Genomic DNA, 24,539 nt, shown 5'->3' with positions numbered 1-24,539 from the left:
CTGGCCGCCGCCACGCCGAAGGGCAGATCCAGGAACTGGTCCATGGGTCAGGCCGCGGGCTGCGGTCGGGCCCCGACGGCGAGCTGCAGGTCCGCGAAGATGTCGCCGTTGAGCCGGAAGGCATGGGCGGCGTGCGCGAGCACCTCCTCGGTCCCGTCCTTGTCCAGCGCCAGGGCGTCCAGCCGGAGCCGGTAGCCGTCCTTGTACTGCTTCATTTTCCCGATACCGGGAAAGAGGTAAAAGTTCAGGCCGTCGTCCGGGATTCCGTAGTGCCGCTGGACCAGGCGGTGGATGATCTGCCCGCCCGACAGGTCCCCGAGCAGCCGGACGTAGTGGTTGGCGAGCATAAACTCGGCACTGTGGTGTTCGCGGATCAGGGTGGCGTAGGCCGTGGTGGCCGGGACGGTGACAATCCGGCCGTCCGCCAGCCGGTCCTGCCAACCGGCACCGTAATGGAACGCCATGTCCGCCTCGAGGGCAGGCATGCGTTCCAGGGCGGGGTCCAGGCACCCTGCCAGCAGCGGATCAGAACCGTACTCGGACCGCGCCACCGATTCCATGGCACCGTACACCGTGTACAGCTGGGCAGTGAGGGCAGCGACGGCGGCCGCGTCCAGCCTGCCCTCGAGCAGGTCGCCCATAAACGGGGACGACTCGGCCTCTTCGTGGGCCGCACTGGTGGACTGTTTGAGCAACACGGAGAGCGGGGCGGTCATGTTCTTCCTCACGCGCAGCAGGGGGTCGGAACACCATTATGGCGCACCGCACTTAGGCAACCCTAATCCCGCCCTTCCAGCATGCGCGTCCGCAGGTCCGGCCACGATGTTGCAAAACCGGGATGGAGCTCCTTTGCGTCCACCTCGTCCAACCGAACCCACTGGAGTTCGAGGCTTTCCGGATCGCTGATCACGGGCTCAAAAGGCGCGGTCACCAGCACCACAACGGTGGTGTAGGACCAGTAGCCGACGTCCAGCACAGACGTGAAGAGGACTCTCACATCCGCGGCCGGTACCGCGGCTTCCTCGTGCGCCTCGCGGAGGGCCCCGGTGACTGCGTCCTCGCCCTGGTGCAATGCTCCGCCGGGCAATCCCCAGGTACCACCGTTATGGCTCCACAGCGCGCGGTGCTGCAGGAGAACGCCCTTGCCGGGGTCATAAGCCAGCACGCCGGCGGCACCGAACCTGCCCCAGAACTTGCCGCGGCCGCCCTCCACCCAGGCGTCACCGGGGTCCCGCGGACCGGTCCGGACCGGCGGAATTGTGAGGTTCGCGTCAGGGGACGTGGCAGCCAAGGAGTGATCCATGCCACCAGTCTGACAGGTGCCCGGTGGCCCGGACGCGCGGCCGCCCGCGGCGGGTCAGCCGGCCTGTCCCGCGTGTCCGCGTTCGACGGCGAAATCACCGCCCGGGTACATAACGGTTTCGTGTCCGTCGTCGAACCTGACCAGGTAGGGCGGATGACCTTCCTGACCACGGACTTCCACGATCACGCCGTGCCGGTCCGAAGATCCAACGGTCCTCCCCCGGACGATAATCCTGTCGCCCTGCGCTGCCTCCATGGCAATCACCTCCAAGCCCCAGAGTACGACTGACGGGGACCGGGGAACAGGGGTCAGTCGCGTTCCGCGCCGCGGTTCCCGGAAATGCGCTGCAGGTCAGGTCCCTGAGACGCGATGAGCCGGGCAGCGTGGCGCAGCGCATCGTCGGGGTCCTGGTGCCAGCGGGTGATGACGACGTCGGCGCGCTGGCGGCCGCTTTCGCCCAGTCCCTGCAGCAACGGAACCACAACGTCGGCAATCAGGGGGTCCACCAGCTCACCGGTCTGCGCGGTTCTGATGAAGCCCTCCAGCCGGGTCAGGTCAGAGTGGCGAAGGAGGGCAACCTTGGACTGCAGCAGCACCACGGCGGCGAGCCGCCTCTCATAGACCGGCCGCCTGCCGGCACCGGGCCGGCCCCAGAGGAGAGATGCCAAAGCGGTCACTTCATCGTGGCCAAGATCCTTGAACTTCCTGCCGGCGTCGCGGACGGTGCCGCGTACGGCTCCCACCGACGATCCGTAGGAGCCTAGGACACCGCCAACCCGGGCCTCCACGTCCTCCGCCCGGTACCAGGCGCCCTCATTCTGCAGGGTGGCATCGAGAAGCCGGCAGCCTCCTGCACACGCCCGTTCACAGCACCCTCCCGCTCACGGCACTTGAAGTCACGGCACTGGAGTTCACGACACCTGGGTTCATGGCGCCGCTACCGTCCCTGCCGGCCGGCCGCGGCGTGGAGGATGCAGAACGGCGTCGACGGGCGGGCTTCGAGCCGTCCCTCCGCGATGGGGTCCCCGCACACGGCGCATGTGCCGTAGGTGCCCGCCGCAATCCGCGCCAGGGCCGCGTCCACCTGGTCAAGTCCCGCAATGCTCTGTTTCAGGAGCGCCGAGGCCTGCGATAGCTCGAACGCAATGGTGGAACCCTCGGGGTCGTGTTCGTCATCCACGTTGGAATCCTGGCGTGCGGCGTTCGCCGAGGAGATGTCCGCACGGAGCGCGGGGAGCAGCTCGAGTTTCCGGGCGCGCTCTTCTTCCAGCAGGACCCGGAACCGTTCAAAATCGGGCATGGGAAAAGCCTAGTGGTTTGGGTCTCGACAAGCGCCGCCGGCGGGAGGATGCTGGCAAGCGTAAGCGCCTCAGATGCGGTCTGGCAGCCAGGGACAGAAAGCTGCCGGACACAAAACCAACAGAGAAAGTCTGTGTGTCATGCCTACAAACATCGTCACAGAACTGGCAGTCAAGTCCCACAACACACCGGATGAGAAGCGCCGGCCGGAGAAAACCGAAGTGGATGTCGTCAACCTGGGCGACTACACGGTCGGCCGGTTGACGTTCAGTCCCGGCTGGCGCTGGTCGGACTGCATCAAGCCGGTGGTCCAGACCGAGTCCTGCCAGAACAACCACGTCGGATACTGCGTTTCCGGTGCCCTCAACGTCGAGACCACCGGTGGCAACCGGATCAGCATCAGCGCCGGCGATTCGTACACCATTCCACCCGGGCATGACGCCTGGGTGGACGGCGACGAAGCCTTCGTCGGCATTGAATTCTTCAGCGCCGCGGAATTCGCCAAGCCCCCGGGAACGTGACCCGGCTGCCCTCCCCCGGCAGGTCAGTACCAGTTGTTGGCCACGGAATGGTTCCACGCGCTGCACGGTGACCCGTAGCGGTCAGCGATATACGACAGGCCCCAATTGACCTGGGTCCGGTAGCTCGTGAGCCAGTCGCTGCCAGCGCTGGCATACTTGCTGGCCGGCAGCGACTGGGCGATGCCGTAGGCGCCCGAGTACGGGTTGGTGGCGGTGGTCAGCCAGTTCGACTCCTTGGTCCACAGCGACGCCAGGCACGGAAACTGGTCCTGGCCCCAGCCGTAGGCGCCGAACTGCCCGGCTGCGTAGTTCTTGGCGCCCGCGGGGTCGTTGACAGCGCCGCCCGGAACGGAAGGCACGACGACGACGGGCGGCGGGACCGGCGTCGGGCTCGGGACTGGAGGCGGGGCGGGCACTCCCGGTACAGCAGGTGGGGCCGGAGCCGGTTTCTGTGCAGCGGCGAGGGCCGCCGCCTTGGCTGCCGCCTCCGCCTGTTGGCGTGCCTGTTCCTGCGCCGCGGCCCGCTTGGCGGCCTGCGCCGTTTCGTATGCGGCCAAGGCCACCTGGCCCTGCCGGAACTCCCCCTCCACCGCAGCGGTGGTGCCCTTGAGGGAGGCCAGCTGCGCGGTCAGTTCCTGGCCGTGCTCCTGCTGCTCCGCGATCTGCCGGGACATGGCCTGCCGGGCGGACTGGGCGGCATTGAGCTTGGTTCTGGCTTCGCCGGACAGGCGCTCGCGCTCGGCCCTGGCTGTCTGCTCCTGATCGGCCAGGGCGCGGGAAATGCGTTCGGCGGCTGCGGATTTGTTCACCAGGGCGGCAGTCTTATCGCTGACGATCTGGACGATATTCAGGCCTTGGATGCTGTTGTTCTGCACGGCGTCGAGGGCAACGAAGAAGCCCACGTTGGTGCCACCGGTCTTGTACGACTGGGCGGCAAGAGCCCCGATTTCCTTCTTGTACTGTCCTAGTTCGGCCGCGGCGCGTGCGGTCTGCGCGGTCAGTGCGTCCACAGTGGAAGTGGCGGACTGAAGCGCCGCTTCGGCCACGGCGTACTCCGCGGCGGACGTTACGGCCGCATTGCCCAGCGCCTCCGCTTCGGTCTGGAGTCCGCCCAGCAGCCCGTTGATCCTGGTGACCTCTGCCGCTTTGCCGGCCTCGCTTTGCTTGGCGTTCTCCACGTCCTGCCACGAGGGATAGCCGCCCGGCGGCGCGTCATCGGCGGCATGTGAGGGAAGCAGCGCAGCCGACCCCGCCAGGGCGACCGCCAGCAGGCCGGCGAGGGCGGGCAGCCGCATTTTTTGAACAATCCGGGACATAGTTGGTGAGCTTACCGGGCATATACGGATTACGGGGCCTGACCTGCAACATCGTTACCGATGAGGAGGGAATCCACGCTGAAACACGGGTGGATTTCACACCTACATTCCGTTACCGGAATGTGACATTGCCGATAATTGGAAGTTATGGTCGAACGGTGGCCCGGCTCAAGCCGGACCATTCCCGCCAGTATGCCGAGCCCTGCCGCTGACCGGGATCCAGTCGCTTTCCAGCTGGCAGGGACGGGGGAACCACGTTTCCACGGCTTCTTGCGAAGCCTTGGGGTTAAGTCGGTATCGCTCCGTTCCGTGCGGCGCCGCTACCGGCCGGGTATCTCCGACCCGAACCCGACAGCTCACCCCGCAGGCATGGGAGAGGCGATCAACCGTGTCCAAGAATTTCACTTCCGCACGCCACCGTGCTGTTTCTAACCGCTCAACCGTGCTTGTAGGCCTGTCTTCGACGGCCAAAGCGCGCGCCCTGACGTTCGGCCGGCCGGCCCTTGTGGCCGTTGCTGCATCCGGCCTGCTGTTCAGCGTCGGCGCCCCGGCACAGGCCGGAGTCCACGGCCCGGACAACTTCGGGAGTGTCAACGTTCAGGGCCAGGCCAGCGCACCCGCCCCGGCCGCAGTTGCCCCGGCTCCCGCCGCAGCCAACGTCCACACTGTCGTTGCAGGCGACACACTGGGCGCAATCTCCACCCAGTACGGCGTCGCACTCAACGACGTGCTGGCTGTCAACGGTCTGTCGCTGACCACCATCATCTACCCCGGCGATCAGATCCAGATCCCCGGTGCTGGCTACACCGCACCGGCACCGGCACCGGCACCCGCGGCACCCGCCGCGGCAGCACCAGCGGCTCCGGCGAACACCGGCATCCGCCTGGCCTCCACCGCCGCACCGGCGGCCCAGGCTCCGGCAGGTTCACTCGGCGCGCCCATCCTGGCCTCCGCCTATTCGCAGCTCGGAGTGCAGCAGGACTGCACCGCGATGGTGGAGAAGGCACTGCGCTCCGTTGGCAAGAGCGTCGGAGACCTCGCACCCGGCCAGTTCTACCAGTACGGCACCGTGGTGGGCACTCCGGCCGCCGGTGACTTGGTCATCACGGCCGGCCACGTCGGCGTCTACGCCGGCAACGGCCAGGTAGTCAGTGGCGGGGTGGACGGTTACAAAACCGAAGTGCACTCCATCAGCTGGCTCGCCGGAGCGTCCTTCGTCCGCGTAGCGTGATCCGACCATGCTCGACGGCGGCGGGCGGCACCCGGCCGCGCGCCGCCGTCGTCCATCCCTGGTGTTCGCTCAGGTCCCGCAGAAGGTCCGGTAGCTCCCGAAGTCTTCAGGGGCGGGGCCGGCGTAGCGTTCCAGCCCGGGGCGCTGCGTGTACGGATCGGCCAGGACGTCCACCAACCGGTTGAATGGGTCCAGGTCGCCCGCAATAGCAGCATCCAGAGCCTCTTCAACCAGGTGGTTCCTGGGGATGTAGACGGGGTTGACCCGGTCCATCAGGTCCGCGTCCGGCGCCAGGGCCAGCCACCGTGCGGCCCAGGCGTCGAAGGCGCCCGGGTCCGCAAACATGGACCGCGCAGTTTCCGGGGTGCCGCGGGCCGCCGAGCCGAGGCGCCGGAAGAAGGAGGTGTAATCCACCTGGCCTTCCTGGAGCAGCGCCAGCACGCCGTCCACCAGGGGCGACGCGACGTCGTCGTGCGTGTCCGGGAGCAGCCCAAGCTTGGACTTCATGCCGGCTGACCAGGCAGCGCTGTACAGCGTGCGGAAGGCGCCGAGGGATTCCACGGCGAGCGCCACGGCCTGGTCCTGGTCTTCATGGAGCAGGGGCAGGAGTGCTTCGGCGAGCCGGGTGAGGTTCCACTCGGCAATGACCGGCTGGTTGGCGTAGGCGTAGCGTCCGTCCGCGTCGATGGAGCTGTAGACCGCGCCGCGGTTGAAGGCGTCCATAAACGCGCAGGGACCGTAGTCGATGGTCTCGCCGGAGATGGCCATGTTGTCGGTGTTCATCACGCCATGGACGAAGCCCACCAGCATCCATTGCGCCACCAGGGACGCCTGCGCGGCTATGACCGCCTCGAAGAACGCGAGATAGGGCTTGCCGGCGAGCGCCGCGTCCGGGTAATGGCGGCTGATGGCATGATCGGCCAGACGGCGCAGAAGGTCCGTCTCGCCGTTGACGCGGGCCAACTGGAAGCTGCCGACGCGCAGGTGGCTGCTCGCCACCCGGGTGAGCACGGCACCGGGCAGCATGGTTTCGCGGCGGACGGGTCGGCCCGTGGCCACCACGGCGAGGGACCTCGTGGTGGGGATGCCCATGGCATGCATGGCTTCGCTGACGATGTACTCGCGCAGCATGGGACCGACGGCGGCGAGACCGTCACCTGCGCGGGCGAACGGTGTCCGGCCGGAGCCCTTGAGGTGGATGTCCCGAAGCTGCCCGTGGATGTCCGTGACCTCACCCAGCAGGAGGGCCCGCCCGTCGCCGAGCAGCGGTGAGTAGCCGCCGAACTGGTGGCCGGCATAGGCCTGGGCCACCGGTGTGGCACCTTCAGGAATCTGGTTGCCGATGAGCAGCCGCGTCCCCTCGGGCGTCCGCAGCGAGGACGGGTCCAAGCCCAGCTCGGTGGCCAACGGCTCGTTCAGGACCAGCAGCTGCGGGTCAGGTGCTTCTTCCGCCTGCCAGGGAACCGCCAGCTCCTCGAGTTCCCGGGCGAATTGCCCGCCGAAGGTGAGCGTTAATGGGATTGCGGTGCTCATGTTTCAAGACTACCCGCGGCCGCGGGTGAGTGCCCCGCCCTCCCAGCTAAGTAGCGCTATCTGTCGTTCTGGAGGATCAAAACGTCAGATGGCGCTACTCAGATCCGACGTACTGGCGTCACCCCTCAGACGTGCTGTCCGAACCAGGCGAGGGTGTCGTTCCAGGCAGCCGTGGCCTGGGTTTCGTTGTAGCGCTCGCCGGTGTCGTTGTGGAAGGCATGGTCCACGCCGGGGTAAACGGTGAGCTGGTGCGTCACCGTGGTGGCGTCCAGGGCATCGCGGAGGCCCGGCATCGCGCCGGTGATCCGCGCGTCGCGTTCGGCATATACCCCGAACACCGCGGCCTTGATGGCCGGCACCTTGTTCAGGTCCGGCGCCGGACCATAGAACGCCGCAGTGGCCTTCAGCCCGGCCAGCTCGGTTGCCGCCTGCCAGGTAATGCCGCCGCCGAAACAGTACCCGTTCATGGCGATGCGTCCGGAGTCCACGAAGTCCTGGCCCTGAAGGTAGTCAAAGGCCGCGGCGAAGTCAGCAACATGGCGTGGGGCCCCGGCGCTGGTCAGTGCACCGGAGACGGCGTCGGAATCAAGGCTGGCGGTGCCGCCTTCCCTGCTCAGCAGGTCAAGGGCCAACGCCGCATACCCGGCCTTGGCAAAGCGCCGGGCAACGTCCTGGATGTGCGGGGTCAGTCCGCGGTTCTCGTGGCAGACCAGCACCGCCGGGCCGGCTGCACCGGATTCGGGCCGGGCGAGGTAACCACTGATATCGGTTCCGTCTGCAGGGAACAGCACGGTCGCCGTCGTAAGCCCCGCGGCGCCCTCCGGGACGGAGAGCGGACTCTTGGCCCCCGGCACTGCCCCGGCAGCCGCGGTGCCGGTGCCGGCCGTCGACGATGACGGGGTGGGCGTGGGCATGGGGTCGGTGCTGCGTGGGACTTCCTCGGGTGTGCATCCCACGAGCAGCATCGCGCCAGACGCCGCCGCCATGCTTCCCATGATGAATGCGACCCGGCGGGTGAAAGTGCGGTGGGTCATTGCGCCGGCACGGTAGTCGTCGAAGAATTCCTCGATCAGGTACCGCTCAAACTTTCCAAGCTGGACCATGGCTGGCCTCCTCGAGTGAGGCTCATATCCTTCTCCGATAATGGCGGTCCTGCAAGGGGTCCCATGCGCCCGGTCAGAACTGCTCGGCCGGGATGGAAAACCCTAGGTCCAGAAGTCCGCGGCCTGCCTGCTCCAGAATCGGATCCATGGTCAGCGAGGCGTGGTTGAGCAGTACGTTGACATCGCGCTGGATCCGCTGGAGCGGGTGCGTCAGCCGGTGCACACTCCCGCCGGATCCCGTCAGGATGAGGCGGACAGCCTCGGCCGACGCCGCGCCGCTGAGACCCAGCGAAAGCCGGTACCGCGCCCGCTCCTCATCGGTGAAAGCGACAGGCCGCCGGCCGTAGGAATCGGCCACCACTCGGACGGCTTCCTGCCAGTGCAGCCGCGCAGTCGCCACCTCCCCGTAGGCCTGGGAGAACCGGGCCTGCGCGAGCGGCGAATCCGCCTGCCGCGCCTGCGTCGTCTGCTTGACCTTGCGCACCATCATCAGGTCCTGGAACGCCTCGATGGCGTGCTCAGCAGCCCCCAAAGCGGCGGCCGGGGCAACCATGTTCAGAAACGTGGCCATCGGGGTGTGGATGCTCGGATCCGGGTGGATGCGACTGCCGGGGTTATCAGCGGCGGCCAGGAGATTCCATTCCAGGGCGCGGTGCGCCGGGACAAAGAGATTCTCCGTCCGGAGATCGTTGCTCCCGGTCCCCCGCAGGCCGGCCGTGTGCCAGACGTCCAGGAGCTCAAGATCGGACACCGGGACCAGGCACTGCAGGCGGACGTCACCGTGCTGCACGGCCAGGAGCGCCCACTCGGAGTGCATGATGCCGGAGGCGAAGCTCCAGCGGCCCGAGATAATGAACCCGCCGGGAGCCCTATCTGCTTTCCCTGGAGGGGCGCCGGTTGCGGCAGCCAAAGGGGCCGGCCCGGTGGCAAAGACTTCATCCTGGACTTCCTGCGGCCAGCGGGCCAGCATCCAGACATGTTCCACCAGGTGCCCGACGCTCCAGGCCGTGGAGACACATCCCCGGGCGAGGCGGCGAACCACCTCCACGTAGGTTTCCAGCCCCAGGCCGAAGCCGCCCACGGCCTTCGGCGCGAGCATCTGAAACACGCCCGCCGCCTTCAGTTCAGCCATGGTGGCTTCCGGAATGTGGCGGATCTCCTCGGTTTCCGCAGCACGCTCCCGCAGCCGGGGAACGAGGGCATCCACCCGGGACAGCAGCTCGTCATGGGAAGGAATGATCTCTGCCGGCAGGGTCTCCGCTGTCTGGACTTCTGCCGGAAGGACCTCTGCGGGCAGCTCGATGGTGTGCGCTGTATGGCTGCGCTTCGCGGCCAGGTAGCGGTGATTGGCCGCCGAGAGGTGCACCCCGGTGGGGACCTGCTCCGAGACGTCAACGCCGAGGGCGGTCAGCTGCCCTACCTTGTCCGGGTTGTTGGTGAGGAGGCGGATCCGGCCGGCGCCAAGCGCGCCGAGCATCTGGGCGGCGGCGCTGTAGTCCCGCTCGTCCTCGCCGCGGCCCAGGGCAACGTTGGCTTCGTAGGTGTCCAGTCCGGTGTCTTGCAGGGCATAGGCGTCGAGCTTGGAGTACAAGCCGATGCCGCGCCCCTCCTGCCGGAGGTACAGCAGGAAGCCCCCGACGGCGGCAATTTCCTCGACTGCCTCGCGCAGCTGGGGTCCGCAGTCGCAGCGCTCGCTGCCGAACACGTCGCCGGTAAGGCACTCGCTGTGCAGCCGGACCAGCGGAGCTGTACCTTCCGGGCCCTGGTCCAGGAGCGTCTGCTCCCATTCGCCGAGGGCGAGCAGCAGGTGCTCCTTGCCGTCGGCCAGCCCGTGGAACGTCATGATCTCAGCGGTGGCCGCGAAGCCGTCAGGGAACCGCAGCGGGACGGTGACCTGGCTGCGGACGGCGGCCGGTTGTTCGAACGGCCGCGCGACGGTCTCGGACATAACGGTCATCTGGGCTCCTCAGGAATGTCAGGGCAGGAAGTACTTGAATATTGAAGTAAAAGCTACCGCCTATTACTTCACGATGCAAGTGATTTGAGCGACATAAAACTTCATTCGTGAAGTAAAAGCGTAGACTCGGGCTATGGAACGTGCCGAAGAACCGCGATGGCTGAACAGTGACGAACGCGAAGTCTGGCTGACGCTGGTCGCCGTGATGATGAAGCTGCCCGGCGCCCTGGATGCCCAGCTGCAGCAGGACGCCGGCATAAGCCACTTCGAGTACATGGTCCTGGCCGGCCTGTCCGAGGCTCCCGCCCGCACACGCCGGATGAGCGACCTCGCAGGTTTCACCGAGTCCGGGCTCCCCCGCCTGTCCCAGGTTGTGAGCCGGCTGGAGAAGCGGGACTGGGTGCATCGCTCCACGGACCCTGCCGACGGACGCATCACGCTGGCCACACTCACCGACGAGGGCTGGGCGAAGATCACCCGAACCGCTCCGGGGCACGTGGAAGCAGTCCGGGCGCTCGTGTTTGATCCCCTCACGAAGGCGCAGTCGCGCCAGCTGGGCAGCATCGGAAAACGCATCATGGGCGCCATTGACCCAGAGGACCGCTGCCTGCGCGAAAGCGCCCCGCTCTGAAATGAGCAGGGCGCCGTCGGACGATTAGGTGTGACCGGTCGTCAGACCCGCGCGCTCTGGTGGGTGAAGGTCGTGACGGCCGGGCGCAGCGCAGCCACCGGCTCTATGCGCACATAGGCCTCGCCCGGCGCCGGACGGGCGTCCGCCTCTCCCTTGTTGGGCCAGAGCGAGAACGCGCGTTCCGCCTGGGCCGTGATGGACAGCGACGGGTTAACGCCGAGGTTGGCCGAGATCGCTGCACCGTCCACGATGTGCATGCCAGGGTAGCCCCAGACCCGGTGGTAGGGGTCAATGACGCCGCTCTCCGGGCTGTCGCTGATGCAGGCGCCGCCGAGGAAGTGGGCGGTGAGCGGGACGTCGAAGATTTCCCCCAGTGTCGCTCCGGCGTAAGTCCTGCGCCCGCCGCGCTCCTGCAGGAGCCGTGCGATGACGTTCATCGCCCGGTGGCCCGGCTCGATGTAGGTCGGGTTTGGCTCGCCGTGACCCTGCCGGGAGGTCAGCTTGCGGCCGCCGAAGAGCCGCCGTTTGCCCGATACAGTCAGCGAGTTGTCCCGGGTCTGCATCACGAGGCCAATGATGGTGCGCTCGCTGAACTTCCAGGGGGTCGGCTCGATGCTTGGGATCGCCAGCGGATTCTTGAGAGCGACGCCGATGAACCGCACCCAGCGTGGCAGCCGCCCATCACCCGGCACCGCCAGCGTCGAGAGGGCCCCCATGGCGTTGGAGCCCTTGCCGTAGCGGACGTTTTCGATGTGCGTGTCCTCGTCCGGATGGAACGAGGCCGTGATCGCCACACCCTTGGTCAGGTCCATGCCTTTCGGCGGGCGATGGGACGTCATGGCACCGAGCAGCGCCTCAGAGTTGGTCCGGGTGAGAACCCCCAGGCTTTCCGACAGCCCGGGCAACTGACCGCCGTCGCGCATCTCGTGAAGAAGCGACTGCGTCCCCCAGGTACCGGCCGCAAAAACCACGTGCCTGGCGGTGAGAACCTGCCGGTCCTTGCCCCGCCTGGTCCAGGCCCCCGTGCGCTCGGTGACGATCTCGTATGCCGGCGCTTCGGCGTCGGTGAGCGGGCGTACGGCGACGACGGTGCGCAGCGGCGTCACGCGCACGCCGAGCTTTTCGGCCAGGCCCAGGTAGTTCTTCGTCAGGGTGTTCTTCGCCCCCACTCGGCAGCCCACCATGCAGTTGCCGCACTCCGTGCAGCCGGTGCGCTCGGGCCCTGCTCCGCCGAAGTAGGGGTCCGGGACACGGACACCCGGCATGCCGAAAAACACTCCGGTGGGCGCCTTCTTGAACGTGTGGCCAACGCCGAGCTCGTCCGCGGCAGCCCGCATCAGCTGCTCCACCGGGCCCTCGCACGGGTTGGTCACCACACCCAGCATTGACTGCCCCATCCGGTAATGCGGCGCGAGCTCGTCCTGCCAGTCGGTGATGTGGCCCCACTGCTTGTCCTGGAAGAACGGCGCCGGAGGGATGTAAAGCGTGTTCGCATAGTTGAGGGAGCCACCGCCGACGCCGGCGCCCGCCAGGATCAGTGCGTCCGGGAGCCTGTGGACGCGCTGGACGCCGAAGCAGCCGAATTTCGGGGCCCAGAGGTACTTGCGGAGGTTCCACGATGTCCTGGCGAAGTCTCCGTCCTCGAACCTGCGGCCAGCCTCAAGCACGTGGACGTCGTAGCCCTTCTCGGCGAGGCGCAGCGCTGCGACCGAGCCGCCGAAACCGGAGCCGATGACAACGACATCGTGGTCAATGGCCGGGCCGTCGTCGTCCTGGGCATTCACTTCTTTCCCGCTGTCTTGAGCGCGCGCAGGAGGGCGGTCAGCAGTCTGGAGTGGTCGCCGTCGGACATTCCGAACGAGGGCCCGAACGGCAGCAGGTGCTGGGCCGTCACAGTCTGGCTCTCGGTGAAGCGCAGGATGCCCTCGGAGCCGTGCCGGCGGCCCACCCCGGAGGCTTTCATGCCGCCCATGGGCGAGCCGATGCTGCCCCACGCGACGGTGTAGGCGTCATTGATACTCACGGTGCCCGTTCGGATCCTGGCCGCAAGCTCCCGGCCGCGGCGGACACTGCCCGTGAACACGGTGCCGTGCAGGCCGAACTCGGTGTCGTTGATGAGCTGGATGGCCTCGGCATCGTCCGCCACGCGGTAAATTGCCACCACGGGGCCGAACGTCTCCTCGTTCCGGCACAGCATCGACTCCGTGACGCCTGACAGCAGTGTGGGCTCATAGACATATGGGCCGAGGTCCGGGCGGTGCCTGCCGCCGGTGAGGACGGTGGCGCCGCGCCTTCTCGCATCCTCAACGTGTGCCGTGACTGTATCGAGCTGCGATGACGAAGCCAGGGAGCCCATGTCATTGCTGTAGTCGAGCGATGTGCCGATCTTCATGGCCCCCACCGCGGCGATGAGTTTTGTGGTGAAGGCATCCGCCACCCCCTCGTGCACGATGACCCGCTCTGCCGACATACACAGCTGTCCCGCCGATGCGAAGCACGTGCGGATGGTTCCGGTCACGGCCTTGTCGAGGTCGGCGTCGCCGGCGATGTACACGCCGTTTTTCCCGCCGAGCTCCAGGGAGTAGCCAATCAGCCGGCCGGCCAGGGATTCCGCGACCTTCCGGCCCACGGGCGTCGAGCCGGTGAAGCAGACGTAGTCGGCCCGGTTCAGAACGGCCTGGCCGACGCGGCGGTCACCCAGGACCACCTCGAGGACGCCCTCAGGAAGCCCGGCATCACGCAGCATCTCGACGCCGAGGAGGGCCGACAAACTCGCCTGACGGTCGGGCCGCAGGACGACGGCGTTGCCCGCCACGAGTGCGGCGATCGCGTCGGTGACGGCGAGGCTGAAGGGGTAGTTCCACGGCGAGACGATGCCCACCACACCCTTGGGATGGCGCAGCTCGCGCGCCTGGGACAACACGGGGTAGGCGCCCGAACGGCGGCGGGTTTTGAGGTAGCGGGACGCGGCGCGGCCGTAGTGGCGTGCCGTCACCGCGACGTCGGCGACCTCTTCGAAGGCGTGGCCCCGGGACTTGCCCGACTCGAGCTGGATGAAGTCGAGGATCTCGGCCTGGCGGTCCAGGACGAGGTCATGGAACCGCTCCATGATCCGCTGGCGATCCTTGAACGACCTGCGCGCCCATTCGACCTGGGCTTGCCCGGCCCGGGCGTAGGCCTCCGCGACGTCAGCCTCAGTAGACAGCGGCAGCGACGCGAGCGGGCCGCCGGTGAGCGGCGTGTGAATCAGTTCAAGTTGGGCGTCCGCGGTATGCCGGGCATGGGCGACAAGGATCCGCACGCGGGCCGGATCCACGGCGAAGGTTTCGATGGGGGCGATGATGTGGCTGGCCAGCGTCTCTGATGACATGGACACAGAGTACCTGATAGTTGAGTATCGGTTTTCTCGGGTCCGGGCCAGGGCGCTTTATATGCCCGCTGGCAGGCGCGTGACATCACTGGTCAGTGGTCGAAATGGATCCGCACAGGGTTGGGCTCGTCCGCGGCGGCGACAATCTCGGCCGCCAAATCGCGGATGCTGACGTTGCGCGTCCGTGATGCCCGGAAGCGCCACTCGAGCGCAACATCGTAGCTGCACCGTTCCTGGCCGATGATGACACCCAGCGCGAGATCCGTGGGCGTCCGCGAAGCCATGGCCGCCCTAAGGTTCTCCTCAGTCTCCTGCAGTGACACGATCCGGAGGACAAGGCGCAGTCCCTTCGACGCCTCGGCGGCCAAGGCATGGGCTGCTGCCACGGCGTCCCAGCCGAATCCGTGCGGCCTGGAGCTGTAGAAGATCATTCCTGCGCTGGCCTGGCCCTCCAGGTGCAGCCGCAACGCCAGGAGCGACAGCACCTTCTCGCGCCGGGCGGCTTCGACGAAGCTGGGCCAGCGGTCCTAGCTAGGCGGGCTCCGTGGATTGACCGCAGGGACGCGGCCCGGATGACGAACCGCCAGGAGGCAAGGACGAAAAGGAGAAGCTGCGGGAGCACGGGCCACTGGCCGCCGGGCGCCAGCGGGGGAACCATGGCCGACATCATCACCGCATGGAGGCCATAGTCGATCCGCGCGGCCAGCGAGGATTTCCTGCTGGCGCAGAAGGCCGAGTACAACGTCGCCGCCAGCAGTACAGCGGTCATTGCCCAGCGAACGGCGTCGTTGGCAATCAACGTAGCTCGTCGTGGTGAATCCGCTCGTCGAGTTGCCTCAACGGCTCCCCGCTCCCGCTCCACTGCTTGGCGATGAACTCCGCGGCGATGGACACCGCCGTCTCCTCGGGGGTACGTGCGCCCAGGTCCAGCCCCACCGGGCTGTGGAGTCTGGACAGCTCAGCCTCGCCCAGCCCCGCCTGGCGCAGGCGGGCAATCCTGTCCTCATGGGTCCGCCGGGAACCCATTGCTCCGATGAAGGCCACGGGGCCGCCGCGCAGGGCCACTTCCAGCAACGGGATATCGAATTTAGGGTCATGCGTGAGGACACAGATGACAGTCCGTTCGTCCACCAGGCCCTTGGAGAGCTGTTCGGCCAGATAGCGGTGCGGCCACGCATTGACGACTTCCGCCGCCTCGGGGAACCTTGCGGGAGTGGCGAAGATGGCCCGGGCGTCGCAGACCGTGACGCGGTAGCCGAGGAAGGTCCCCAGCCGGGCCAGCGCCGCGGCGAAGTCGATTGCTCCGAAGACGAGCATCCGCGGCGGCGGGGCGTAGCTTGCGAAGAAGACCCGCATGCCGGTGTCGAGCCGCTCGCCGTCCAGGCCGTAGTTCAGGATGCCGGTCCGGCCGGCGGCGAGGAGGCCCTGAGTATCATCGCCGACGGCGTGGTTGGACCGCTCGGAGCCGAGGTCACCTTCGAATCCTTCCGGCCTTACGACGAGGTGCCGGCCAAGCCGGCTGCTGTCCGGGTGCTCGATCACCGTTGCGACCCCCACCCGGCGCTCGGCGGCGATGTCCTGTCCGACGTCGTCGAGCTCGACAAAGCTCTGCCGCGACACCGGTTCCACGAAAATGTCGATGATCCCGCCGCAGGTCAGGCCGACGGCGTACGCATCGTCGTCGCTAATCCCGTAGCGCACCAGGACCGGCTTGCCCTCCTCCTTGACCTGTGTGGCGAGCTCATAGACGGCGCCTTCGACGCAGCCACCTGAGACCGACCCGACAGCATCGCCTCCGGCAGTGACCAGCATGGACGCCCCCGGGAGCCTGGGGGCGGACTTGAAAGTGCTCACGACAGTGGCCAGGCCGGAGGTGCTGCCCTTCCGCCAGTCCGGCATCATTGCGGCCAGAACATCACGCATGGCGGTCCTCAGAGCCTGCCGCAGCGCCGGAGCATGCGGAATGCCGACCTGCGGCCGGCCCAGTAGGCGAGGCACGCAACCACAGCCACGAGGCCGAGGACCTTGCCGGGGCTGGAGAGCTGATCCGCGGCGATGCCCTTCGTGAGGCTCAATGCGTCCAGGCTGCCGGCCGGGTGCGCCGAGGGCCGGCTGGCTGCCGGGGGGACGCGCGCCGGAGCGGGGCCCGGGAGCTCCGACGACGGCGGGGCCGAACCCGCCGCCGAACCCGCCGCGATGACGGGCTCGGGCGCTGAGACGGGCGGCGGAGCCGTCTCGGAAACAGCGGCCTGCTCCGGAGCCGGCTCTGCCAGTATGGCCTGCAGGTTTCCGGCGAAGAGGGACATCATCTGCTCCGTGACGCTGCCGATAACGCCCTTTCCCATGGCGGCGGCCTTCCCGGAGAGTGCCAGGTCTGCGGAGACCGTCCCGCGCGTGGTGCCGCCATCTTCCGTCAGGACCATGGTGACCGATGCCTCGGCGGTGCCCTGCCCGCGCGTCTCCTGCGCCTTTCCGCCGAGCACGGCGCGGTGTTCGGCCGGATTGCGCTCGACGACGTTCAGCAGGCCCTTGTACTGCATGCTCACGGGGCCCAGTTTCACCGTCATGCCCACCTGGTACGCGTCGTCTGAGAGCTTGTTCAGGATCTTGGCCCCGGGGAGGCAGCCTGCCACCCGTTCAAAGTCCATGAGCGTGTCCCATACCTTGTCGATCGGGGCGACTACCGAGAATGTGCTGTCAATTTGCATTAGCTCGTCCTTTGCCTCTCAAGTGATGACCGGCCGTCGGCGCGGATTGCGGCTGCCACCTCTGCCAAAGCCGTGTAGCTGTGGCCGCTGACGAAGGCGTCACAGTACGGCAGGGCGGCTGCCATCCCGCCCGCCAGCGGCTGGTATTGTGGCGCAGCCTTGCGCGGATTCACCCAGACGATCCTGTACGCCAGCCTCCGCAGCCGGGCCATCTGCACCGCCACCTGCTCCGGGTCCTCCTGGGCCCAGCCGTCGGAGAGCACCACAACCACCGCGCCCCGGGCCAGTCCGCGGCGGCCGTGCTCGTCCACGAACCGTCGAATGCTCTCGGCGATCCGGGTCCCGCTTGCCCAGTCGGGGGCGGTGGCAGCGGCGCGGGCCAGCGCCTGGTCAGGATCGCGCTGCGACAGTTGCCTGGTCAGCCGGGTCAGCCGCGTGGAGAACACGAAGGCCTCGGCCCCCGCACTCGCCACCGCGCCCTGCAGTAGCGACAGGAAGATGCGGGCGTACGGTTCCATCGAACCGGAGACGTCGCACAGGAACACCAGCTTGCGCCGTTGCTCACGCCGCCGGGCATAGAGCAGCCGGGTGGCGTCGGAACCGGACCGCCGGGCCGCTCGCACCGTGGCCCGGACGTCCAGCCGGGCGCTGCTGTGTGCGGACTTGCGGGTGCGGCGGCTCAGCCGCGCCGGTGTCGCCAGCAGCATCCGGGCGGCCAGCCGCCTGACCTCGAGGACTTCCTCAGGGGAGAGCTCCGTGAAGGACATTTCGTGCAGGTGCTCCTCGGCCGAGGCCATGGCGAGGACGGCCTCCCGTCCAGGGCCGGCGCGGTCCTCGGAGCCGTCCCGGCCCGCTGACGCCACCGCCGGAAGCGGCTGCCAGCTGGGCGGATTCTCCGCTGCCCGTGCGTCGGCGGGAGAGGGCGTGATGCGTGAATCGGGGCCGAGCGACGGCGATGCGGCCGGCGCAGCCGGGCCGCCCAGCTGCGCGGCGGGGTCAAATCCGTTGCGGAACACGGCGTTGAACACGGCGTCGAAAACCGGCAGCTGCTCGCGGGTGGACACCAGGACCACCCGGCACGTCCAGTACAGCTGTTCGAGGGCGGTCGGCGGGACCATCTGGAGTGCCTCGGCCAGCCGTGCTGCCTGGTACGGGGAGCTCGAAAGCCCGACCCTCCGCAGTGCTGTGACGAAGGCGGCGGACAGGGAGGCTGCCTCAACCGTCGGCGACACGGAGCCGGTGCCCTCAGCCATCGGTGCCGCCCACGAGCCAGGCTGCCCCTCGCGCGCCGACCAGCTCCAGGTCGTCGCGGTTCTTGACGATCGAGCCCCAGGTCTGCTCCGCCGTCCCGGCGTCGATGCGTTCCACGCCCAGCACGGCGAGGGCGGAAACCCAGTCGATTGCCTCCGAAATCCCCGGGGGCTTGGCGAGGTCCAAGGTACGGAGTCTGGTGACCACGGCACCAGCCTGCAGCGCCAGCGGCCCGCTGCTGGCCGGCACCCGGCGGCGCACGATCTCGGCGATGCGGCCCGGCCCCGGGTAGTCGATCCAGTGATAGAGGCACCGGCGGGTCAGCGCGTCGTGCAGGTCCCTGGTCCGGTTGGACGTCAGGACGACGATCGGGGGATGGGTAGCCCGGATCGTGCCCAGCTCCGGGATGGTGACCGCGGCCTCGGCCAGCAGCTCGAAGGTGAACGCCTCGAACTCGGCGTCGGCACGGTCAATCTCGTCGAGGAGGAGCACTGCGGGTCGGGGCCCGGGGTGCTCAATCGCCTGCAGCAGAGGCCTGCGCAGCAGGTATTGCGGCCCGAAGAGGTCGGTTTCGGTCACGGCGGCATCGCGGACCTCGGCCAGCCGGATCCCGAGGAGCTGGCGCTGGTGGTTCCATTCGTAGAGCGCTTCTCCGGCGTCGATCCCCTCGTAGCACTGCAGCCGGTACAGCGGTGTATCGAGGAGCTGGGCCAGCGCCTTCGCGGCCTCCGTCTTGCCCACCCCGGCTTCGCCCTCCAGGAGGATGGGCTGCGGGAGGCGCACGGCCAGGAACAGCGCCGTGGCGAGTCCGACGTCGGCCAGGTAGTCGTTACGGTCCAGCGCTGCCATCAGGGACGCGACGTCGGGGACCCGCAGCTGCACATCCTCCTCCGCTCCGGACCGCGCCGCCCTGGTCATGCCGCCCCCTGCAACCTGACCAGGAGCCGCCGGTAGTCTTCCTCGGTGTCGATGTCCAGGGGGATGGAGCCCGTGGTGGCGACCTCGACGACGTCGGCCTCCCTCTGCTCCAGCAGCCTCCAGACCCCCTTGTCGCCGTGCAGGGCCGCTAGCTCCGGAAGGAGCCGCCGGGCGAACGCGAGGGGATGGCCGATGCCGTCCTCATAGCGGCACACGGCAATGCCGCCGCCCCCGGCGCCGCCCACAACGTTCGACGGGCCGCTGAACAGGGCGCCGAGCAACGCTCGCACGTTCTCGGACCGGGCCCCGGGCTGGTCCCCGAGCAGGAGGACCACAGCATCCGTCTCCGGCTGCAGCACCGCAAGAGCCGCGGCAATGGAGGAGGAACACCCGTCGCCATAGTCCGGGTTGAGCACGATGTCGCAGTCCCTGGTGTCGACGGTCTGCCGCACCTCCTCGGCGGAGCCTCCCAGCGCAAGGACCGTCTGGGCGAAGCCGCAGTTCCGGGCAGTCGCCAGGACGGCGTCGAGCAGGACGCCCTCGCCGTAGGGAAGTAGCTGTTTCGGCCGGCCGAGGCGCCGGGATCCTCCTGCAGCCAGAATGATGCCTGCAGTCCTGGGCTCAGGGAACGAGGGCATAACGCTCAGGATCCTTGCGGAAGGCGGCACGGCAGCCGGGCGAGCAGAAGTACACGGTGACACCTTTGTGCTGGACATGCAGTGACGACTCAACAGCCGGAACGTTCATGCCGCAGACGGGGTCGACCGCGCTCGCCGGCGCGGCCGGTGCGGCAGTTCCCGGAGATGGAGCCGCGTAAGATTCTGCCGCCGGTACGGCCGCCGCCGGTGTGGCGTGCCTCGCCTTGGATCGCTCCCCAATGAGCTGGGCAAGGATCGAGAGCGCGATCTCCCCGGGGGTGCGGGCCCCGAGCTGCAGGCCCGCGGGTGTGAAGACCCGCCCGCGCAATACGTCGTCGACGTCGAGGGAGTCCAGCACGGCGGCCCCGCGGATCTCGCTGGCCACGAGGGCGACGTAGGGCACACCGGCGCGCAGGGCCGCCTCGAGGGCGCCTTCTTCCGCCTTGCCATGCGAGGCGACGATCAGCGCGGCATCGTCCGTCCGGGGGTCCGCAGAGTCGCCGTCGGTGAGCTCGACTGCCAGGCCGACGCCGGATCCCAGCGTCGCGAGGGCCTGGGCCACCGGCGTCGTGCCCACCACCAGGACGCGGGGGGCCGGAATGCGCGGCTGAAGGAAGATCTCGATTGCCCCTCCGCTCAGGCACGGGTTGGAAACCTCGACGGCGCCCTCCTCAGCGGTTCGGGAGGGTTCGCCGGGAACCACGCGCAGGAGGAGCGGTTCCTGCGTAGCCAGCGCCTGGAGGCTGTACTCCCGCACCGAAGCCTCGACGCAGTTCCCGCCCACAAAGCCCTGGATCTCGCCGGTGGAGAGCACCAGTGCGGTATCGCCAGCGTGCGCGATGGTCGGCCGCTGGGCGCGGACAACGGTGGCGTGGACGAACGGCTCACGGCGGCCGGCGAGTTCGTTCGCGCGGGCCGCAAGGGATTCTGCGGTGGAGGTCATGTCAGATCGGAGGCCTTGCCCGGCCCTGCATGGCGGCCCAGACGCGGGCCGGGGTGCATGGCATGTCCATGTGCGTGACGCCGAAGGGTGCCAGTGCGTCGACGACGGCGTTCACGATCGCCGGCGGTGAGCCGACGGTGGCTGACTCTCCGATGCCTTTCGCGCCGATCGGGTGGTGCGGGGACGGGGTGACGGTGAAACCGGTCTCCCAGTCCGGCACTTCCATGGCCGTGGGGATCAGGTAGTCCATGAAGGATCCGCCGAGGCAGTTCCCGGCCTCGTCGAACTCGATGATTTCCATCAGGGCCATGCCGACGCCATCGGTCAGTCCGCCGTGCACCTGGCCCTCGATGATCATCGGGTTGATCCTCGTCCCGCAGTCGTCCACCGCGATGAAGCGCCGCACCTTGACGTGTCCGGTGCCCGGATCGACGTCGACCACACAGATGTAGGCGCCGAAGGGGAAGGTCAGGTTCGGCGGGTCGTAGGTCACCTCGGCGTCCAGGTTGCCGTCGATTCCTTCGGGCAGGGCCACCGTGCCGTGGGCGCCCATGGCGATCTCGGCGATGGTCTTCCCGACGCTGGGGTCACCCTTGACGAACCAGCGTCCCTTTTCCCATTCCAGGTCTTCGGGACGGGTTTCCAGCATGGCCGCGGCGATCAGCTTCGCCTTCTCGCGGACCTTGCGGGCAACGAGGGCCACGGCGCCGCCGCTGACCGGCGTCGACCTGCTGCCGTAGGTGCCGAGGCCGAAGGGGGTCTGGTCGGTATCGCCGTGGACAACATCGACGTTCTCCGGCGCGATGCCGAGTTCCTCCGCGACGATCTGGGCGAACGTCGTTTCATGGCCCTGCCCCTGGGTCTGCACCGAGATCCTGACGACGGCCTTGCCGGTCGGATGGACGCGCAGCTCGGCGCCGTCGGCCATTCCCAGGCCCACAATGTCGAAGTGCTTGCGCGGGCCTGCGCCCACGGTCTCGGTGAAGAACGAGACGCCGATGCCCATGAGCTCTCCGCGGGCCCGCTTTTCCTTCTGCTCACGCCTGAGCTCGTCATAGCCGGCCAGCTGCATGGACAGCCGCATGGCGGGTTCGTAGTTGCCCGAGTCGTAGATCCAGCCGGTCTTGTTGGCGTAGGGGAACTGCTCCGGTTTAATGAAGTTCTTCAGCCGCAGTTCCGCCGGGTCCATCTCGAGTTTCCGGGCCAGGATGTCTACCAGCCGTTCGACCAGGTAGACGGCCTCCGTGACGCGGAACGAGCAGGCGTAGGCGACCCCGCCCGGGGCCTTGTTCGTGTAGACGCCAGTGACGGTGCAGTACGCGGCCTTCAGGTCATAGCTGCCGGTGAAGATGGAGAAGAAGCCGGCCGGGTTCTTGGTCGGCTGCGCGGTGGCGTTGAACGCCCCGTGGTCGGCCAGCACGTTGGTCCGCACGGCGAGGATCTTGCCCTCCTTGGTGGCTGCGATCTCGCCCTGCATGATGTAGTCGCGCGCGAACGACGTCGACATCAGGTTCTCGGAGCGGTCCTCCACCCACTTCACCGGGTGGCCGGTGACGATCGAGCCGACGACGGCGAGAATGTAGCCGGGGTAGATGCCCACTTTGTTGCCGAACCCCCCGCCGATATCGGGAGAGACGATGCGGATTTTGTGCTCCGGGATGCCGGCGACAATCGCGTACAGGGTCCGGTGCGCATGGGGTGCCTGCGTCGTCTCGTACAGCGTCAGCCTCCCCTCGACCGGTTCGTAGTCGGCGACGGCGCCGCAGGTCTCCATAGGCGCGGGATGCACCCGCGGATAGACGATCTCCTGGCTGACGACCACGTCGGCGGAGGCGAACACCGCCTCGGTTTCGGCTTTGTCGCCTATTTCCCAGTCGAAGATCCGGTTGTCCGTCCGGCCCTCGATTTCATCACGGATCACGGGCGCGTCCGGGTCGAGGGCCTTGCGCGCGTCGACCAGCGGGGGCAGCACGTCGTATTCGACGTCGATTAACTCCAGGGCATCGCGTGCGGCGTAGCGGTCCTCGGCAACAACGAAGGCGACCTCCTGCCCCTGGAACCTCACTTTGTCGGTCACCAGCACTGCCTGGACATCTGCGGAGAGGGTGGGCGCCCACGCGAGCTTCAGGCCCAGCAGGTCCTTGCCGGTGATGACGGTCACCACTTTGGGATGCGCCAGGGCGTTGGTGGTGTCAATGGACACCAGGCGGGCGTGCGCTACCGGGGCCCGCAGAATGGCGCCGTGCAGCATCCCGGGCAGGACGATGTCGTCGAGGTAGTGGCCCTTGCCCCGGACGAAGCGCGGGTCTTCCTTCCGCTGGATGCGGCCGAAGCCGATCGGGCGGTCCTCGTCGCCGGCCCCCGGATTGCTCGGCCGCTCGTGGATGACGGTCATGCCTTCACCTCTGTGTCCTGTGTTTCTGCGCCGACAGTGGCTGTGTCTGCTGTGTCTGTGCTGTCGGTGACGCCAGCCGGGTGGGCGGCTGCCCACTGCACCGAGCGGACGATTGTTGCGTAGCCCGTGCACCGGCAGATTTGTCCGGAGATGGCCTGCCGGATCTCGGTATCGTTCGGATGCGGGTTTTTATCCAGCAGGGCGCGGGCCGTCAGCATCATTCCGGGGGTGCAGAATCCGCACTGCAGTCCGTGTTCCTCCATGAACCCTTGCTGGACGGGATCGAGTGTCCCTCCCGTGGCCAGTCCCTCGACGGTGCGGATGTCGTGCCCGGCGGCCATGGCCGCGAGGACGGTGCAGGATTTCACCGGCTGCCCGTCCATCAAGACCACGCATGTCCCGCAGTTGCTCGTGTCGCAGCCCCAGTGGGTGCCGGTCAGGCCCAAGACCTCGCGAATGTAGTGGACCAGGAGAACACGGGGTTCAATCTCGCTCGTGACTTCGTTTCCGTTCACGGTCATGCTGATCTGCATCTGCTTCAGCCTTCCTGTGTCTGGGCGGCGCGGGAGCAGGCAAGCCGCAAAACCCGCCGGGTGAGCTCGTCGGCCAGATGTCGTTTGTAGTCGATCGGCCCGCGTTGGTCCTGCACCGGATCGCAGGCAGCGGCGGCCAGCCGTCCGGCCTCAACGAACAGCTCCTCCTGGGGGAGCTGCCCCCGCAGCAGGGCCGCGGCCTCGGCAACGGTGTGGTCGAGGCCGAGCGCGGTGAGTCCGACGGAGGCGTCGTCGATGGTGCCGTCCTCGGCGAGAGAGACGGCCGCTCCGGCCGCGCCGACAGCCCAGTCGCCCACGCGGCGTTCAACCTTTTCATAGGCGCTGCCCGAGCGGGTACGGATGGGGAATCGGACTTCGCAGAGCAGCTCGTCCGGACCCACCGCGGTCTCGTAAGGGCCACGGTGGAAGTCGACCATGGAGAGGATGCGCTCGCCGCCGGGTCCGCGGATGACCGCTTCCGCACCCAGGACTTTGCAGACCGTGGACAGGTCCTCGGCCGGGTCGGCCTGGCAGAGCGAACCGCCGATGGTTCCGCGGTTGCGCACAATCGGGTCGGCGATCACAGATTCGGCGTCCCGGACAATGGGGAAATGTCCGGCGACCTCGGCGGACTCCAGGAGCGTCGTGTGGCGGGTCATGGCACCGATACGCAGCCGGTCACCGTCGCGGAGGATGAAATCGAGCTCGTAGAGGTCGTTGATGTCGATCAGCCACTCCGGCCGGGCCAGCCGCAGCTTCATCATTGGCAGGAGGCTGTGCCCCCCGGCAATTACCCGGGAATCGGGCCCATGGCGTGCGAGAAGTTCCAGGGCGTTGTCCACCGTCGTGGCCCGGACATAGTCAAATGGAGCCGGAATCTGCATAGTCC

Annotated in this window: 24 protein-coding genes and 1 riboswitch; of the genes, 3 read left to right on the top strand and 21 right to left on the bottom strand. The window is 67.8% G+C overall.

Annotation, left to right across the window (positions count from 1 at the left end; genetic code table 11):
• Positions 1–47 precede the first annotated feature (47 nt).
• From AU252_RS20675 to AU252_RS20655, 5 genes are all read right to left on the bottom strand, one after another.
• Positions 48–716 carry a heme oxygenase (biliverdin-producing) gene (locus AU252_RS20675; RefSeq protein ID WP_058932320.1) on the bottom strand — a complete coding sequence of 223 codons (669 nt, stop codon included), beginning with the start codon at positions 714–716 and terminating at the stop codon, positions 48–50.
• Between the two features lie 62 nt (positions 717–778).
• Positions 779–1,303, bottom strand: a complete 525-nt coding sequence (locus AU252_RS20670) for an NUDIX domain-containing protein (protein ID WP_083510499.1) — start codon at positions 1,301–1,303, stop codon at positions 779–781.
• Between the two features lie 54 nt (positions 1,304–1,357).
• The gene (locus tag AU252_RS20665) at positions 1,358–1,558 is read right to left on the bottom strand and encodes a DUF1918 domain-containing protein (protein ID WP_056340407.1); all 201 of its coding nucleotides are present in this window, start codon (positions 1,556–1,558) and stop codon (positions 1,358–1,360) included.
• 53 nt (positions 1,559–1,611) lie between these two features.
• On the bottom strand, positions 1,612–2,046 hold the full coding sequence (locus tag AU252_RS20660; protein WP_346425559.1) for a DNA alkylation repair protein: 435 nt from the start codon (positions 2,044–2,046) through the stop codon (positions 1,612–1,614).
• A 194-nt stretch (positions 2,047–2,240) separates the two neighbouring features.
• Positions 2,241–2,603, bottom strand: coding sequence for a TraR/DksA family transcriptional regulator (locus tag AU252_RS20655; RefSeq protein ID WP_058932318.1), 363 nt, complete (start codon positions 2,601–2,603; stop codon positions 2,241–2,243).
• Positions 2,604–2,742: 139 nt separating this feature from the next.
• Here AU252_RS20655 and AU252_RS20650 point away from each other — a divergent pair, with 139 nt between their 5' ends.
• Positions 2,743–3,123, top strand: a complete 381-nt coding sequence (locus AU252_RS20650) for a cupin domain-containing protein (protein ID WP_058932317.1) — start codon at positions 2,743–2,745, stop codon at positions 3,121–3,123.
• Positions 3,124–3,146: 23 nt separating this feature from the next.
• Here AU252_RS20650 and AU252_RS20645 read toward each other — a convergent pair whose 3' ends face one another.
• The gene (locus AU252_RS20645; protein WP_058932316.1) at positions 3,147–4,439 is read right to left on the bottom strand and encodes a hypothetical protein; all 1,293 of its coding nucleotides are present in this window, start codon (positions 4,437–4,439) and stop codon (positions 3,147–3,149) included.
• 214 nt (positions 4,440–4,653) lie between these two features.
• Positions 4,654–4,824: riboswitch (cyclic di-AMP (ydaO/yuaA leader) on the top strand.
• 3 nt (positions 4,825–4,827) lie between these two features.
• Between AU252_RS20645 and AU252_RS20640 the strand changes: the two genes are divergently transcribed.
• Positions 4,828–5,670 (top strand): C40 family peptidase, encoded by an 843-nt coding sequence (locus AU252_RS20640; RefSeq protein ID WP_058932315.1) that lies wholly within the window; start codon positions 4,828–4,830, stop codon positions 5,668–5,670.
• Positions 5,671–5,739: 69 nt separating this feature from the next.
• Here the strand turns inward: AU252_RS20640 and AU252_RS20635 are convergent, their stop codons facing one another.
• From AU252_RS20635 to ribA, 3 genes are all read right to left on the bottom strand, one after another.
• Entirely contained in the window at positions 5,740–7,203 is a 1,464-nt protein-coding gene (locus AU252_RS20635; protein WP_058932314.1) for a protein adenylyltransferase SelO, read from the bottom strand.
• 125 nt (positions 7,204–7,328) lie between these two features.
• Positions 7,329–8,306, bottom strand: coding sequence for a dienelactone hydrolase family protein (locus AU252_RS20630; protein WP_058932313.1), 978 nt, complete (start codon positions 8,304–8,306; stop codon positions 7,329–7,331).
• A gap of 73 nt (positions 8,307–8,379) precedes the next feature.
• Positions 8,380–10,263 carry a GTP cyclohydrolase II RibA gene (gene ribA, locus AU252_RS24835; RefSeq protein ID WP_058932312.1) on the bottom strand — a complete coding sequence of 628 codons (1,884 nt, stop codon included), beginning with the start codon at positions 10,261–10,263 and terminating at the stop codon, positions 8,380–8,382.
• Between the two features lie 133 nt (positions 10,264–10,396).
• On the opposite strand from ribA, the gene AU252_RS20620 reads away from it, so the two are divergent.
• Positions 10,397–10,894, top strand: coding sequence for a MarR family winged helix-turn-helix transcriptional regulator (locus AU252_RS20620; RefSeq protein WP_058932311.1), 498 nt, complete (start codon positions 10,397–10,399; stop codon positions 10,892–10,894).
• 41 nt (positions 10,895–10,935) lie between these two features.
• Here AU252_RS20620 and AU252_RS20615 read toward each other — a convergent pair whose 3' ends face one another.
• The 12 genes from AU252_RS20615 to AU252_RS20560 form a co-directional block, all read right to left on the bottom strand.
• The gene (locus tag AU252_RS20615) at positions 10,936–12,678 is read right to left on the bottom strand and encodes a GMC oxidoreductase (protein ID WP_058932310.1); all 1,743 of its coding nucleotides are present in this window, start codon (positions 12,676–12,678) and stop codon (positions 10,936–10,938) included.
• On the bottom strand, positions 12,675–14,264 hold the full coding sequence (locus tag AU252_RS20610; RefSeq protein WP_058932309.1) for a succinic semialdehyde dehydrogenase: 1,590 nt from the start codon (positions 14,262–14,264) through the stop codon (positions 12,675–12,677). Before AU252_RS20610 ends, AU252_RS20615 begins: the two co-directional genes overlap by 4 nt.
• A gap of 92 nt (positions 14,265–14,356) precedes the next feature.
• Positions 14,357–14,749 carry an ANTAR domain-containing protein gene (locus tag AU252_RS20605; protein ID WP_058932308.1) on the bottom strand — a complete coding sequence of 131 codons (393 nt, stop codon included), beginning with the start codon at positions 14,747–14,749 and terminating at the stop codon, positions 14,357–14,359.
• Between the two features lie 310 nt (positions 14,750–15,059).
• The gene (locus AU252_RS20600; protein WP_058932307.1) at positions 15,060–16,187 is read right to left on the bottom strand and encodes an XdhC family protein; all 1,128 of its coding nucleotides are present in this window, start codon (positions 16,185–16,187) and stop codon (positions 15,060–15,062) included.
• Between the two features lie 8 nt (positions 16,188–16,195).
• A complete protein-coding gene (locus AU252_RS20595; RefSeq protein ID WP_058932306.1) occupies positions 16,196–16,972 on the bottom strand; it encodes an SRPBCC family protein in 777 nt (258 codons plus the stop codon).
• The gene (locus AU252_RS20590) at positions 16,972–18,225 is read right to left on the bottom strand and encodes a vWA domain-containing protein (RefSeq protein WP_058932305.1); all 1,254 of its coding nucleotides are present in this window, start codon (positions 18,223–18,225) and stop codon (positions 16,972–16,974) included. The genes AU252_RS20595 and AU252_RS20590 overlap by 1 nt, the downstream gene beginning before the upstream one ends.
• Positions 18,218–19,141 carry an AAA family ATPase gene (locus AU252_RS20585; protein ID WP_083510498.1) on the bottom strand — a complete coding sequence of 308 codons (924 nt, stop codon included), beginning with the start codon at positions 19,139–19,141 and terminating at the stop codon, positions 18,218–18,220. Before AU252_RS20585 ends, AU252_RS20590 begins: the two co-directional genes overlap by 8 nt.
• Positions 19,138–19,779, bottom strand: coding sequence for a nucleotidyltransferase family protein (locus tag AU252_RS20580; protein WP_058932304.1), 642 nt, complete (start codon positions 19,777–19,779; stop codon positions 19,138–19,140). Before AU252_RS20580 ends, AU252_RS20585 begins: the two co-directional genes overlap by 4 nt.
• The gene (locus AU252_RS20575) at positions 19,763–20,722 is read right to left on the bottom strand and encodes an XdhC family protein (protein WP_058932303.1); all 960 of its coding nucleotides are present in this window, start codon (positions 20,720–20,722) and stop codon (positions 19,763–19,765) included. The genes AU252_RS20580 and AU252_RS20575 overlap by 17 nt, the downstream gene beginning before the upstream one ends.
• Position 20,723: 1 nt before the next feature.
• A complete protein-coding gene (locus AU252_RS20570) occupies positions 20,724–23,117 on the bottom strand; it encodes an aerobic carbon-monoxide dehydrogenase large subunit (protein WP_058932302.1) in 2,394 nt (797 codons plus the stop codon).
• Complete coding sequence (locus AU252_RS20565; RefSeq protein ID WP_058932301.1) at positions 23,114–23,650, bottom strand: (2Fe-2S)-binding protein; 537 nt, start codon at positions 23,648–23,650, stop codon at positions 23,114–23,116. The genes AU252_RS20570 and AU252_RS20565 overlap by 4 nt, the downstream gene beginning before the upstream one ends.
• A gap of 5 nt (positions 23,651–23,655) precedes the next feature.
• On the bottom strand, positions 23,656–24,534 hold the full coding sequence (locus tag AU252_RS20560) for an FAD binding domain-containing protein (RefSeq protein ID WP_058932300.1): 879 nt from the start codon (positions 24,532–24,534) through the stop codon (positions 23,656–23,658).
• Between the last annotated feature and the right edge of the window lie 5 nt (positions 24,535–24,539).

It is taken from the genome of Pseudarthrobacter sulfonivorans (assembly GCF_001484605.1).
Taxonomy (GTDB): domain Bacteria; phylum Actinomycetota; class Actinomycetes; order Actinomycetales; family Micrococcaceae; genus Arthrobacter; species Arthrobacter sulfonivorans_A.
The sequence above is the reverse complement of the archived record's forward strand: the minus strand, read 5'-3'. Positions and strand labels throughout refer to the sequence as shown.